The organism is Rhizobium tropici CIAT 899, from assembly GCF_000330885.1.
GTDB lineage: Bacteria > Pseudomonadota > Alphaproteobacteria > Rhizobiales > Rhizobiaceae > Rhizobium > Rhizobium tropici.
The window spans coordinates 645,942-659,373 of sequence record NC_020059.1; the positions used below are offsets into that span (position 1 = coordinate 645,942).

The following is a 13,432-nucleotide window of genomic DNA, read 5'->3' on the forward strand; positions in this document are numbered from 1 at the left end:
TCAGACGAGCGCGGCTGGAGGCGCGCGAGCGAGATAGGCGCGAAATGCCAGGGATTCGAGCCGTGTCGAATCGTTCGGGCGGTTCGGCTGCCACGAGGCTACTGGATAACCGAACGTGGGGAGGGCGGCAAGCGTTGCAGGTCCTATGTCGTGCCAGGTAGCTTTCGGCGTCGCCAGCCGGTCGGCAACGACGATACCGCGCACCGGATCGCGCAGGGAAAGGTAGAGGGGCTGACTGTCCTTGCCCGAGGAGAGGGCTTCGGCATCGGCGCGCGTGGCGAGATTGATGCCACCGCCGAGCGCAAGTCCGATATAGGCGAAGAACGCGACGAACAGCGAGGCGATTACGCGCGCTCCTGCGCGATGCGTCCTCTCGTCTCTATCTTCGCTGTCGGCGGCGCCGAATTCGAGCGGGCTCAACGTTCCAAAATGCCTTCATTCCTTTGCCGGAGCGAACTCCGACGGTTCGGTCATGATAACAGGACGCCTAGCGTCTTCCTAGTGTGGGCCTGTCATGATGCAGTTGCACGAGCCGGTCAACAGTCCCGGCTCGATTTCTTAATTTTCCGCCGCACCCGTTACTGACGGTTTGGGCGCCAGACAGGATGCCGGCACGCGATAGGCGTAGAGCGTCTTGCCCTTCATTTCGCCATAGGGCGGCGACCAGCTCTTCAGGAGCTCGGCCTGGCCTTCCGGGCATTCGATCGGATCGTTGTCGACGAACAATACTGGACCGGTCACACTGGCCGGCAGGGAAAAATCCTGCTCATAATAGTTATGGGGGAAGCCGCCGAAAGGGCGGGCATAGATACGGAATGGCTTGCCCTTCAGCGTATAATAGATATCGGCAAGGATATCGCGATCCTGCGCGACGATTTCGGTCATCTTCGCCTGCGTGGCGATATCGGCGATTTCCTCACTGATGACGCTGCGGCCGACATAGCGCTTCATGACGAGATTGCCGTTCGGCAGCTTGATGTCATAGGCGAAGACCGTCAGTACCGGGATCACGACGGCGACGACGGCGCCTATGATCAGCGAGGTGCTCAGCCCCTTTTTCGTCAGCCGATAGAGCAGCCAGACGGCAAGAATGGTACCGGCAGCATAGGCCGAAACAGCCCAGTTGGCATAGGCCTTGGCGAGAAGTGCCTGCAGCGTGATCAGCGCCACGACAGGCACCGAGAGCCAGAACAGCAGCTTTTCCCGGTCATCGCTCTGTCCACGGATCAGTCGCCACGTCGCCCACAAAAGCGCGTAGAAGACAACCGGGCCGACCACGCCGAACTGCGCGCCGAAGAAGCTGAGTCCGTTGAGCACGTGCTTCAGCACAGTGTTGCCGCCGCCGCTCTTGCTCCATTGGGCAATATTCTCGGTGTGCTTTATGGTCGCCGCATCATGGGTAAGGTTCCACCAGAGATTGGGGGAAACGACGATGGCGCCGACGATGGCGGCAATCACCATATCCCGCCAGGCGATACGCGCCGAACGCATCGTCAGCATGGCAATGCCGACGCCCGGCAGAAGGAAGAGCACCGAATATTTCGTCAGGAAAGCGCAACCGAGGCTGGCGCCGAGGATGACGGCTTCCAGTACCGAGGAGCGCCTGGTCAGACCGATAAAGGCCCAGATGGCGATCGTCACGAACAGGATCTGGATCGTATCGGTCGATACCAGCACGGCGGAAAGCGAGGCAGCCGGCAGGGTGATGAAGATGACGCCGACCCATGGCGCAATCTCGCGTCCGGTCTCGTCGTCGATCAGCCGCCGCGTGGTGCACATCAGCATCAGGGCAGTGGCAAGATGGAAGAGCGGCGCCGATACGCGGATCCAGAAGGTCGAATCCGAGCCGGAGATCGTGTTGAAGAAGCGGATGACCCAGGCAATCATCGGCGGCTTGGAATAATAGCCGAAATCGAGGTTCTGGCCCCAGAACCAATATTGCGCCTCATCGACGAAGAGGTCCGTCTTGTTGAGGAGCAACATGAGCACGCGCCAGAGCGTCACTCCGAAGATGATCGCGAGGGCGAGCCCCAGCGAAAGTTTCTGGGCGTTTGTTCGGGAATGGGTCGTGTCGAGCATTAAAAGATGGGTCTCGGTGCCTGATCGTGAGGCTTAATACGGAACTATTGAGGCCAAAGCTAGCTCCTGCCGTCCGTAAGAACAGCAGCGCTCGCCGTCTTGGCCACGAGGTGCCATATATCTGATCTTGGATCTGAGACGTCCGTTACTGCTTTATCTAGAGAATGCGGCTGGTGGCTTTGCCGCGCGCCTCTTCGAGACGATATAGAAGCATGAAGGCCGTAAGCGTCAGGCTGGCCATCAGCGAGGCTGTCAAACCAAGAACAATCATTGCTCTCTCCGTAACGACATCGAAACTGTCTATCCCTTGGGTAGTAAGGGATGAAGCTTGCTCGTGACTTACGATCGATGTTCTTTCGCGGCAACAAAGTAGTCGCTAATTTAGTAGGGATAACTACGAGCTGCGTCTCGTCCGTCATTAACCTTCGGGCAAGGAATTAACCATAAATATTGAACTTGAACGTCGGAATGGGAAAATTGTGACTCGTTCTCACCAGGCATGAAGCCGCCCCGTCGTACCGGGTCCGATCCGGTATCCATGTCATCAAACAGGTCCGCAACAGACTTTGATGAACGAGCGAGCTTCGGTGCCTCGATCAGTCGATCGACGGCCACGGCTGCCTTTTCTCGCCTCCTCATTGCGCCTGGCGCGGATCATCAGCGGTTTCGCCGGCGCTTCAATGCGCGGCAGTTCGGCAGGGGCGACTTTGGCGCAGGATACGCCTTCAGATCAGGCAGGCAGGGCGCAGGCTAGCAGCCTTCGCGATCGCTTGCGTTTTGCTGGTCTCGATGCCGGACAATGCGAAACGCTGCGCCGTCACCGGCCGATGCTTGAGGCACATCTGAAAGCCGGCCTGCGCGATCTTTTCCACCGTTTCCAGACCTATCCCGACGCTGCGCGCAATTTTTCGAGCGAAAGCCAGCTCGTACGGCTCCAGGATCTGCACTCCTCGCACTGGGATGTGCTGACGGATGCGCGCTTCGACAGCCTCTATGCCGAGCGTGTCAAGGTTCTGTCCGACAGCGAAAGCAAGATGGGGCTCGATCCGCGCTGGCATGTTGCGGGCCATGGCGTGATGCTGGAGCATCTTCTTTCCGGCCTGCTCGAAGATATGGGCGGCCGGGCCATTCTGCCGGGAGCCAAGCGCCGTGCCCGCGAGCTCAGCGAACTCGTGACATCGGTCGTGCGCCTGGTGCTGGTCGATGCCGAGATTGCCGTATCGTTGCGGTTCAACGAATTGCGGGTCGGTCACCAGCGGGCGCTGAGCGAACAGCGGGCTGCCGACCGCGCCGAGGCAGCGGCCTTGATTGCCGATCTCGCCAACGGCCTTACCGCTCGCGATCTGACGACCCGTATGCCGATGGATTGTCCCGAAGCCTATACCGAAGTCGCGGAAGCCTTGAACGCGGCGCTCACTGACATCCAGCAGCAGTTTTCGGCGCTGTCCGGTGGTGTACAGGCCGCCGAAGCGACGAGCGACGCCATTTCCCGCGCCTCGAAATCCCTGGCGGAAAAATCGTCCGAACAGTCGCGAGGACTTGCGGCCTCTGCAAAGCAGCTAGCGGAACTGGCCGAACAGGTGCGCGGCAATGCAGCCAATACGCGCTCGGCCGAGCGCGTCACGGCATCGACCCGCGTGGCGGCCGAAGACAGCGGCAAGATCGTCGGGCAGGCGATATCGGCCATGGCCGATATCGAAACGTCGGCTGAAAAGATCGGCCAGATCATCGGCGTCATCGATGAGATCGCGTTCCAGACCAATCTTCTTGCGCTGAATGCCGGCATCGAGGCCGCCCGCGCCGGTGATAGCGGCCGCGGCTTTGCCGTCGTTGCGCAGGAAGTCCGCGCGCTTGCCCAGCGTTCCGCCGATGCCGCACGCGAGATCAAGGTTCTGGTGACGGGCACCAAGGCGCAGGTGGATGCCGGTGTGCAGATGGTCGGCCGCACCCAGGAAGCGATCGGCAGCATTGTCCGCCAGGTGACGGATATCAATGAAGCCATTTCCGGAATTGTCGCGGCGAGCGACGAACAGGTCGCCGGCCTCAAGGCACTGATATCAGATATCGGCGGCCACAGCGAGCGTGCGGCCGCTGCCGGCAGCGAGGCCAGCCGCTCCGAGGAAGGTGCCGATCACCTTCATTCCGTCGTCGTCGAACTCGGCCGGACCATCCGCGAATTCCGCATCGAGCGCGAGCGGCGGCATGCGGCCCCTGCCGTTCCGGTCAGGGCCGCGCAGCAACCGCAGCTCCCAGCCCGCGAGGAGTTCGGCATCAGGCAGAACGAAGAGGATATGGCCGATTTCGGCTTCCCGCTTCGCAGGGCCGCAGCGGGAGGCGATCGCAATGCCTATTGATCTTTCAGTTTCATGCACATGCGGGCCGACGGGCCTGATTTCAGACAACGAGGAATGACGCGATGCCGAGCAGGAAAGGCGAAAAGACAATCAGTCTGGCCGCAGTGCTGGATCTCAACGAGGCCTCGAGCCTTCGCGGTACGCTGATGGGGTTGCGCGGCAGCAATGTCGCGATCGATGCGTCCGGTGTCGAAAGGATCGGGACTTTGTGCGTGCAGGTCATCATGGCTGCGGCCAAGACCTGGGATGAGGACAAACTCTCCTTCACCTTCTCCAAGGTGTCGGATGCATTTCAAAAAACGATGCAGGTGATCGGGGTGGATATCTCCCATCTGCTTGCCAAGGAGATCCGGCAATGAAGAAAAAAGTGCTGACGGTGGATGATTCTCGAACCATCCGAAACATGCTTCTCGTGACCCTCAACAATGCGGGCTTCGAGACCATTCAGGCCGAAGACGGTGTCGAGGGCCTGGAAATTCTGGAAGAAGCCAATCCTGACGTTATCGTCACCGATATCAATATGCCGCGTCTTGACGGCTTCGGCTTCATCGAGGGCGTTCGCCGCAACGACAGATACCGCGCCGTTCCGATCCTCGTGCTCACGACGGAAAGCGACGCGGAAAAGAAGAACCGCGCCCGCCAGGCTGGTGCGACCGGCTGGATCGTCAAGCCGTTCGATCCCGCCAAGCTGATCGATGCCATCGAGCGCGTAACCGCCTAGACAGGATCCATCCCTCATGGACATGAACGAAATCAAAGAGATTTTCTTCCAGGAGTGCGAAGAGCAGCTCGCAGAACTGGAATCCGGTCTCCTGAAAATGAATGATGGCGACCGTGACCCGGAAACCGTCAACGCCGTCTTCCGCGCCGTTCATTCCATCAAGGGTGGGGCGGGTGCCTTCGGTCTGGACGATCTTGTCGCCTTCGCTCATGTCTTCGAGACGACGCTCGATTGCGTTCGATCCAACAAGCTGGAGCCGACCCAGGATGTCCTGAAGGTCATGCTCAAGGCCGCCGACGTTCTGGCGGACCTTACCAATGCCGCTCGCGATGGCGGCAGCGTCGATCCGGCGCGCAGCCGTGGCCTTGTCAAGGAACTGGAAGCGCTGGCAAATGGCGATGTTCCCGCGCCGTCGGCAGCGGTGGTTGCCGAAGTTGCTCCGAAGTCCGTCGCGGCCGCGCCTTCGCCGACCGACGAAAGCGGTTTCCAGCCGATCCCCTTCAGCTTCGACGATGATTTCGGCAGCGACGAGCTGGCCGTCGATGCCAGGCCGGAATATGAAGTCAGCTTCAAGCCGCGGTCCGATCTCTACGCCAAGGGCAACGACGCGACGCTGCTGCTGCGCGATCTCTCGCGGCTCGGCGAGATGAACATCTTCTGCGATATGGATGCATTGCCGGGCCTTCCCGACATCGATCCCGAAGGCGCCTATTTCAAGTGGGCAATCTCGATCAAGACGGATAAGGGCGAAGATGCCATTCGTACCGTCTTCGAATTTGCCGAATGGGATTGCGATCTCGATGTCCAGCCGGCCGCAGGCGGCGGGTCTTCGACCAGCGAAGAGTTGCCGATGGTACCGGTGCCCTTCGATCTTTCGATCCTTGACAATGACGGCGCCGCCCCGGCTGCAGAGGCCGGAAAGGAAACACCGGCGCCCAGAAACGATGTCGCTGCCGCCGTTGCGGCTGCGGAAACCGCAAGCAATGTTACGCAGCTCGCCTCGGCCGCTGCACGCGTCGAGAAGAAAGAAGCCGCCCTTGCCGCAGCTGCCGCTTCGAATGCCGCCGCAGCGCAGAACAATGCCGCCGCAGCCGCCGGCCAGACCATCCGTGTCGATCTCGACCGCGTCGATCGCCTGATCAACCTCGTCGGCGAGCTTGTCATCAACCAGGCGATGCTCTCCCAGAGCGTCATCGAGAATGACAATAACGGCGCGTCCTCGATCAATATGGGTCTCGAGGAGCTGCAGCAGCTCACCCGCGAGATCCAGGACAGCGTCATGGCGATCCGCGCACAGCCGGTGAAGCCGGTCTTCCAGCGCATGTCGCGCATCGTCCGCGAAATCGCCGATATGACCGGCAAGTCGATCCGCCTGATCACCGAGGGCGAGAACACCGAGGTCGACAAGACCGTCATCGACAAGCTTGCCGAACCGCTGACGCACATGATCCGCAATGCGGTCGACCACGGCATCGAAACGCCGGAAAAGCGCTCGACGCTCGGCAAGAACCCGGAAGGCACCGTCCGGCTGACTGCAAAGCATCGTTCCGGCCGCATCTTGATCGAGCTTGCCGACGACGGCGCCGGCATCAACCGCGAGAGGGTGCGCCAGAAGGCCATCGACAACGACCTGATCGCGGCAGACGCCAATCTGTCGGATGAGGAAATCGACAACTTGATCTTCCTGCCGGGCTTCTCGACCGCCGACAAGATTTCGGACATTTCCGGCCGCGGCGTCGGCATGGACGTGGTCAAGCGCTCTATCCAGGCGCTCGGTGGCCGCATCAACATCACCTCCAGGCCGGGGCAGGGCTCGGTCTTCACCATGAGCCTGCCGCTGACGCTGGCCGTTCTCGACGGCATGGTGGTCACGGTTGCCGGCCAGACCCTGGTCGTGCCGCTGACGGCGATCGTCGAGACGTTGCAGCCCGAGGCTGCCGCGATCCACTCCTTCGGTGCCAACCACCGCCTGATCTCGATCCGCAACAGCTTCTGCCCGCTGGTCGATGTCGGCCGCATCCTGAACTTCCGCGCCACACAGGCCAATCCGGTCGACGGCGTCGCGCTGCTGGTGGAATCGGAAGGCGGCGGTCAGCGCGCCCTCATGGTCGATGCCATCCAGGGCCAGCGCCAGGTCGTCATCAAGAGCCTCGAAGCCAACTACACGCATGTCCCGGGCATTGCTGCAGCGACCATCCTCGGCGATGGCCGCGTGGCGCTGATCCTGGATGTCGATGCCGTGGTCGGCGCTTCGCGCGGCCAGGCGCTGAAGCCCGAAATGTCTTACGCGGCGGCGGGGTGACTTGATGTCTTATGCCGTCAAGAACCTGAACCAGGGCAATCGTGAACTGATCGCCTTTCGCATCGGCGACCAGGAATTCTGCGTTAACATCATGTCGGTTCGGGAAATCCGCGGCTGGACGCCGGCAACGGCCATGCCGCATGCGCCGGGCTATATGCTGGGGGTCGTCAATCTGCGCGGCGCGGTGCTGCCGATCATCGATCTCTCCGCCCGGCTCGGGATGAAGCGGGCGGAACCGACCGTTCGGCATGTGATCATCGTGGCTCAGGTCAAGCGCAAGGTGGTCGGTCTTCTGGTCGATGCGGTTTCGGATATTCTGACCATTACCGACGACAGCATACAGCCGACGCCGGAGGTTTCCTCCGATCACGAGCGGCAGTTTGCCCGCGGCATCGTGGCGATCGATCGCCGCATGATCTGCCTGATCGAGCTGGAAGCCCTGTTCCCTGAAAGCGAAAGCGAGGCTGCATGAGCATGATGGGAGCAATGGATTTCAAGGCGTCTCCAGACGAGGTGCTGGCGAGCGGCGAATACCCGCTGACGCGCCGCGACCTCATGGAAATCGCCGCCATGATTTATGCGGATGCCGGCATTTCTCTCAATGAGAGCAAGGCGTCTCTCGTCTATTCCAGGCTGTCGAAGCATATCCGCGCGCTGGGCCTCGCCGGCTTCCGCGACTACTGCCAGCTGGTGTCTTCGCCGGTGGGAAGTGCGGCGCGTCGCGAAATGCTGTCGCATCTGACGACGAACTTCACCCGCTTCTTCCGCGAAAACCATCATTTCGATCATTTGCGCGACGAGGTTCTGCCTGGTCTCCTGGCGCGCGCCAAGGCCGGCGGCCGGGTGCGCATCTGGTCTGCCGCCTGCTCCGACGGGCAGGAGCCTTACTCGATCGCGCTGACCGTGCTCGCCTTGATGCCGAATGTCGCCGATTTCGATTTCAGGATCCTGGCGACGGATATCGATCCCAAGATCCTCGGGCTTGCCCGCGCCGGCGCCTATGATGAATCTTCGCTCGAAACGGTTTCTCCTGCCATGCGCAAGCAGTGGTTCCAGGAAGTCAATGTCCAGGGCCGCCGGAAATTCCAGATCGACGATCGCGTCAAGCGGCTCATCACCTTCAACGAACTGAACCTGCTCGGGCAGTGGCCCTTCAAGGGCCTGTTCGACGTCATCTTCTGCCGCAACGTCGTCATCTATTTCGACGAGCCGACGCAGACGAAAATCTGGACGCGCTTTGCCGGCCAGCTGCAGGATGCCGGCCATCTCTATATCGGCCACTCCGAACGCGTAGCCGGGGAAGCCAAGCACGTCTTCGACAATATCGGCATCACGACCTATCGCTATCTCGGCAAGTCCGCGGGGAGGAAGCCATGAACGCTCTCGCTCGTGTTCTTGTCGTCGATGACTCCCCGACCATGCGGGGTCTCATCACCGCCGTCCTGCGTGCCGATCCAGAGGTCGACGTCATCGGCCAGGCCGGTGACGCACTGGAGGCGCGCGCCGCCATCAAGGCGCTCAATCCGGATGTCGTTACCCTCGATATCGAGATGCCGAACATGAACGGCCTCGAATTCCTGGAAAAGATCATGACGCTTAGGCCGATGCCCGTCATCATGGTCTCCACGATGACGCATCGCGGCGCGGATGCGACGCTTGCCGCACTCGAAATCGGTGCCTTCGACTGTGTCGGAAAGCCGTCTCCAGGCGAGCCGCATCCTTTCGGCGATCTGGCGGATAAGGTGAAGGCGGCTGCCCGCTCGCAGCGTCAATACGTGAAGCCTGCCGCCCAGCGCGTGCCGCCGCCGGCCGTCGCGGACTTCCGTGTGGGGCGTAAGATCGTCGCCATCGGTTCTTCCACGGGCGGCGTCGAGGCCCTGATCAATGTACTGCAGAAATTCCCGGCCAATTGTCCGCCCACCGTCATCACGCAGCATATGCCGCCGACCTTTACGCGCAGCTTCGCCGAGCGGCTGAATCGCCTCTGTGCGCCGGTCGTCCAGGAGGCGACCGACGGTGCGCGGCTGGAAATCGGCAAGATCTATCTGGCGCCTGGCGGTGAGAGGCACCTTAGGGTCGCCAATGCGTCCGCGCCTCATTGTCGTCTGGTAGACGGCGGGCCGGTGAACGGCCATCGTCCTTCCGTCGACGTGCTCTTTGACTCGGTTGCCGAACTGGCCGGCCGCAATGCCGTCGGCGTGATCCTGACCGGGATGGGGCGCGACGGCGCCGCCGGTCTCCTCAAGATGCGCCACGCGGGTGCGCGCACCATCGGCCAGAACGAGAAGACCTGCGTGGTCTACGGCATGCCGAGGGTCGCCCACGAGCTTGGTGCAGTCGAACAGCAGTTTCCGCTGAACGCCATTGGCGAGGAAATTTTGAAAGCCACAGCCGCCCGAAAGGAAGGGAGCGAATAATGTCTCTAGCGGAGAAAATCAAAGTTCTGATCGTTGACGATCAGGTCACCAGCCGCCTCCTGCTCAGCGATGCGCTGACGCAGCTCGGATTCAAACAGATCACGGCTGCCGGCGACGGCGAGCAGGGGATGAAGATCATGCAGCAGCAGCCGCATCATCTCGTCATCTCCGATTTCAACATGCCGAAGATGGATGGCCTCGGCCTCCTGCAGGCCGTGCGCACCAACCCGGCGACCAAGAAGGCCGCCTTCATCATTCTGACGGCGCAGGGCGACCGCGCGCTGGTTCAGAAGGCGGCGCAGCTCGGGGCCAACAACGTACTCGCCAAGCCCTTCACCATCGAAAAGATGAAGGCAGCCATCGAGGCTGTGTTCGGAGCATTGAAATGATCGTCGAGGGTGCGGCCCGTCGCGTGCATATCATTCAGGGCGAGTACAAGGTCATCAGCGATCCCGAAGTGGTGCTGACGACCATCCTCGGCTCCTGCGTGGCGGCCTGCCTGCGCGATCCCATCGCCGGCGTCGGCGGCATGAACCATTTCCTCCTTCCGGGAATGGCGAACTCGCCGATGAGCGGTGGCGATGCGACGCGTTACGGCGTGCACCTGATGGAACTTCTGATCAACGGCCTGCTGAAGAAGGGCGCGAGGCGCGACCGGCTGGAGGCGAAAGTCTTCGGTGGCGCCAAGACGATCGCGACCTTCTCCAATGTCGGCGAGCAGAACGCGATCTTTGCCATGCAGTTTCTGAAAGACGAGGGTATCCCGGTCGTCAGTTCCAGCACGGGCGGCGAGCACGGGCGCAAGATCGAATATTGGCCGATTTCCGGAAGAGCCAGGCAATATCCGCTGACCGGCGCCGAGACACAGAAGACCGTAGCGCTGGAGCAGCGTCCGGTCGTCGCTCCCAAGCCAGTCGACAACACGATCGAATTTTTCTGATCAGCGAGGCAAGTGCATGACCCCCTTTCAGCACGTTGAGACGGCTGCCATCGAGGAGACGCTTCCGGCTATCCTTCTGCGCATCGTTTCCGAATTGCATGACATCGCCTATCTGATCGAACGCGTCGAACCTCAGCTGCTTGACATCAGCGATGCCAACATACTGGCCTCGCCGGAGGCCATGAAGGTCGTTCAGGGCATCGATCTTGCGGTGCAGAAGACGCGCGGCATCGCCGAATTCATCGATACCATTGCCGGAGCGATGCCCGAGGCCTGGACGGTGGATCTGGCAACGGCGCTGAGCCTCGTCAAGCTCACAGAAATGCAAAGGGCGCTTGGCGGCAGCAGTTTTCATGCGCATTCCCCGTCCATGGCTCAGCCCCTGGTCCAACCCCTGGCAAAAGCTGCCGGCGATTTCGACTTCTTCTAACCGCCGCCGACGATAGATACTGTTTTTCTTATATAATCTTCCGATTCTTTCCGGTTTTTTCCTGGGCTCTCTGGTCGGACGAAACGCTCGCACAAGTTTCGATTTCTATTTTCGCAGCAGGTTACAAAGCCATCAGGTCTTTGACGAATCGTGCGAGAACAGAATGAATCTGTTAAATCAATTAGTTCCCCTGTTTCGGAATCTGCAGAATCTCGGGAGAACGCGGCTGATGATCATGGGAGGCGTAGGCGCCGCCTCCATGCTGCTGATCCTTTTGGCGGCCCTCTACGTCAATAAGCCCGCTCAGGAGACGCTGTATGTCGGCCTGGATGCGACGGATCTCAACCAGATCAGCATCGCGCTTGCTGAAGCCAAGATCAATTTCCAGGTCGGTACGGACGGTTCCAGCCTGACCGTTCCGGCCGGCATGACCGGCAAGGCCCGCGCGCTTCTCGCCGAGCGCGGCCTGCCGACGAGCGGCAAGGCCGGCTATGAGCTCTTCGACAATGTCGGTTCGCTCGGTCTGACTTCCTTTATGCAGGAAGTTACCCGCGTGCGTGCTCTCGAGGGTGAAATCAGCCGCACCATCACTTCTATCGCCGGTATCAGCGCTGCCCGCGTCCACATCGTCATGCAGGATGTCGGCAACTTCCGGAAGGCGGATCAGAAGCCGACGGCGTCGGTCATGATCCGCGCGAGTGCGGAGGCCGCCCGCAAATCGGCTTCAGCTATCCGCCATCTCGTCGCCTCCGCCGTTCCCGGTCTGGAGGTCGACGACGTCACCATCCTCGATTCCACGGGCCAGCTCCTTGCATCGGGAGATGATCCCGGCAACGGAGCGCTGAGCCGCAATCTCGGCATCGTGCAGAACGTCCAGAACGAAGTCGAATCCAACATCGACAAAGCCTTGGCGCCCTTCCTCGGCATGGACAATTTCCGTTCCAGCGTGACGGCGCAGTTGAATACCGACAGTCAGCAGGTGCAGGAAACCACCTTCGATCCCGACTCGAAGGTCGAGCGCTCCGTCCGCACAGTTAAGGAAGCGCAGAAGTCGCAGCAAAGCCAGCCGGACACCGCAGCCACCGTGGAGCAGAATATCCCGCAGGCGGCTCCGAAATCCGGTGGCAACTCGCCGACGTCGAACGACCAGTCCGACAAGCGCGAGGAGCAGACCAACTACGAAATCAACAGCAAGACGACAGCGACGACCCGCAACAGCTACAAGATCGAAAAGCTCTCCGTTGCCGTAGTGGTCAACAAGGGCCGCATCGCGCAAATGGTCGGCGAAGGTGCCGACCAGGCGAAGGTCGATGCCTATATCGCCGAAATGCAGAAGATCGTCGCAACGGCAGCGGGCGTCGATCCGGCCCGCGGCGACATCGTCACCGTCAATGCCATGAACTTCCTCGACAGTCAGCTGCTTGAAGATACGTCCTCCAGCTTCAGCATCACCGACATGTTGAGCCGCAACATGGCTGGCATCATCAACTCGCTGGCCTTCGTCGCCGTCGCTGTCCTGATCATCTGGATGGGCTTCCGTCCGCTGATCCGCTCGCTTGGGGGTGCAAATGGCGGCGCAGCGCTGCCGGAAGCGGCTGGCCTCGAGCTGCCGGACTTCGCACCGGCAGTGGGTGGCCCCGGTGCGGCTCTCATGGACGGCTTCGGCTCGGACTTCGGTTTCGACAGCACCGACGATCTGCTGACAATGGGCGACGATGCCGGCACCTTCAACCGCCGCGTCAAGGAAGGGCCGGAGCGCCGCCTGTCCCGCATGGTGGAAATCAGCGAAGAGCGCGCTGCAAAGATCCTCAGAAAATGGGCCGTCGACCAGGCAGCCTGATGGAAGGACCGGGAAATCTCCCGGTCTTTTTTGTCTAGGCATGTGGCGCTGGAGCCTGCCGCGCCGTCGATTTGAACCTGTGATTAATTAGTCGCTATAAGCCGAATTGACGTACTCGTAAGATGGAATTCAAAGGACATACAGTTGTTGGGTATGGAGAATCGACTTACAAATACTGTGCTTATTGCGTAATACATGAATAAACGGAACGATTCGGCCCGCTTTTCGGCGTTTCGCATGTCTAAGTTCGTAGAGTTCAAAGCGGAAAGATTTAGTCCATGGTTCGCGGTTTGTGTTTGCGGCGATGTATGCCGACACGATTGCGGATGTCGAATTCAGAGGCGAGCTA

The 13,432-nt window shown here is 60.7% G+C and carries 13 protein-coding genes; 11 read left to right on the forward strand and 2 right to left on the reverse strand.

Features of this window, described 5'->3' with window-relative positions:
• Together RTCIAT899_RS03140 and RTCIAT899_RS03145 are read right to left on the reverse strand one after the other, a co-directional pair.
• Complete coding sequence (locus RTCIAT899_RS03140) at nucleotides 1-420, reverse strand: hypothetical protein (protein ID WP_015338775.1); 420 nt, start codon at nucleotides 418-420, stop codon at nucleotides 1-3.
• 138 nt (nucleotides 421-558) lie between these two features.
• Nucleotides 559-2,079, reverse strand: a complete 1,521-nt coding sequence (locus tag RTCIAT899_RS03145; RefSeq protein WP_015338776.1) for a glycosyltransferase family 39 protein — start codon at nucleotides 2,077-2,079, stop codon at nucleotides 559-561.
• 680 nt (nucleotides 2,080-2,759) lie between these two features.
• Here RTCIAT899_RS03145 and RTCIAT899_RS03150 point away from each other — a divergent pair.
• From RTCIAT899_RS03150 to fliF, 11 genes are all read left to right on the forward strand, one after another.
• Nucleotides 2,760-4,433 carry a globin-coupled sensor protein gene (locus tag RTCIAT899_RS03150; protein ID WP_244441436.1) on the forward strand — a complete coding sequence of 558 codons (1,674 nt, stop codon included), beginning with the start codon at nucleotides 2,760-2,762 and terminating at the stop codon, nucleotides 4,431-4,433.
• Between the two features lie 62 nt (nucleotides 4,434-4,495).
• Nucleotides 4,496-4,792 carry an STAS domain-containing protein gene (locus RTCIAT899_RS03155; RefSeq protein ID WP_015338779.1) on the forward strand — a complete coding sequence of 99 codons (297 nt, stop codon included), beginning with the start codon at nucleotides 4,496-4,498 and terminating at the stop codon, nucleotides 4,790-4,792.
• Nucleotides 4,789-5,154 carry a chemotaxis response regulator CheY1 gene (gene cheY1, locus RTCIAT899_RS03160; RefSeq protein WP_004128526.1) on the forward strand — a complete coding sequence of 122 codons (366 nt, stop codon included), beginning with the start codon at nucleotides 4,789-4,791 and terminating at the stop codon, nucleotides 5,152-5,154. Before RTCIAT899_RS03155 ends, cheY1 begins: the two co-directional genes overlap by 4 nt.
• A gap of 16 nt (nucleotides 5,155-5,170) precedes the next feature.
• Entirely contained in the window at nucleotides 5,171-7,456 is a 2,286-nt protein-coding gene (locus RTCIAT899_RS03165; protein WP_015338780.1) for a chemotaxis protein CheA, read from the forward strand.
• Between the two features lie 4 nt (nucleotides 7,457-7,460).
• Complete coding sequence (locus tag RTCIAT899_RS03170) at nucleotides 7,461-7,928, forward strand: chemotaxis protein CheW (protein WP_015338781.1); 468 nt, start codon at nucleotides 7,461-7,463, stop codon at nucleotides 7,926-7,928.
• Nucleotides 7,925-8,833: a protein-glutamate O-methyltransferase gene (locus tag RTCIAT899_RS03175; RefSeq protein ID WP_041677212.1), complete on the forward strand. Its 909-nt coding sequence runs from the start codon at nucleotides 7,925-7,927 to the stop codon at nucleotides 8,831-8,833. The genes RTCIAT899_RS03170 and RTCIAT899_RS03175 overlap by 4 nt, the downstream gene beginning before the upstream one ends.
• Complete coding sequence (cheB, locus tag RTCIAT899_RS03180; protein WP_015338783.1) at nucleotides 8,830-9,873, forward strand: protein-glutamate O-methylesterase CheB; 1,044 nt, start codon at nucleotides 8,830-8,832, stop codon at nucleotides 9,871-9,873. Before RTCIAT899_RS03175 ends, cheB begins: the two co-directional genes overlap by 4 nt.
• Entirely contained in the window at nucleotides 9,873-10,262 is a 390-nt protein-coding gene (locus RTCIAT899_RS03185; protein WP_007695708.1) for a response regulator, read from the forward strand. Before cheB ends, RTCIAT899_RS03185 begins: the two co-directional genes overlap by 1 nt.
• The gene (gene cheD, locus RTCIAT899_RS03190) at nucleotides 10,259-10,813 is read left to right on the forward strand and encodes a chemoreceptor glutamine deamidase CheD (protein WP_015338784.1); all 555 of its coding nucleotides are present in this window, start codon (nucleotides 10,259-10,261) and stop codon (nucleotides 10,811-10,813) included. Before RTCIAT899_RS03185 ends, cheD begins: the two co-directional genes overlap by 4 nt.
• A 16-nt stretch (nucleotides 10,814-10,829) precedes the next feature.
• Nucleotides 10,830-11,243, forward strand: coding sequence for a hypothetical protein (locus RTCIAT899_RS03195; protein ID WP_015338785.1), 414 nt, complete (start codon nucleotides 10,830-10,832; stop codon nucleotides 11,241-11,243).
• 163 nt (nucleotides 11,244-11,406) lie between these two features.
• The gene (gene fliF / locus RTCIAT899_RS03200; protein ID WP_015338786.1) at nucleotides 11,407-13,083 is read left to right on the forward strand and encodes a flagellar basal-body MS-ring/collar protein FliF; all 1,677 of its coding nucleotides are present in this window, start codon (nucleotides 11,407-11,409) and stop codon (nucleotides 13,081-13,083) included.
• Nucleotides 13,084-13,432: the final 349 nt, after the last annotated feature.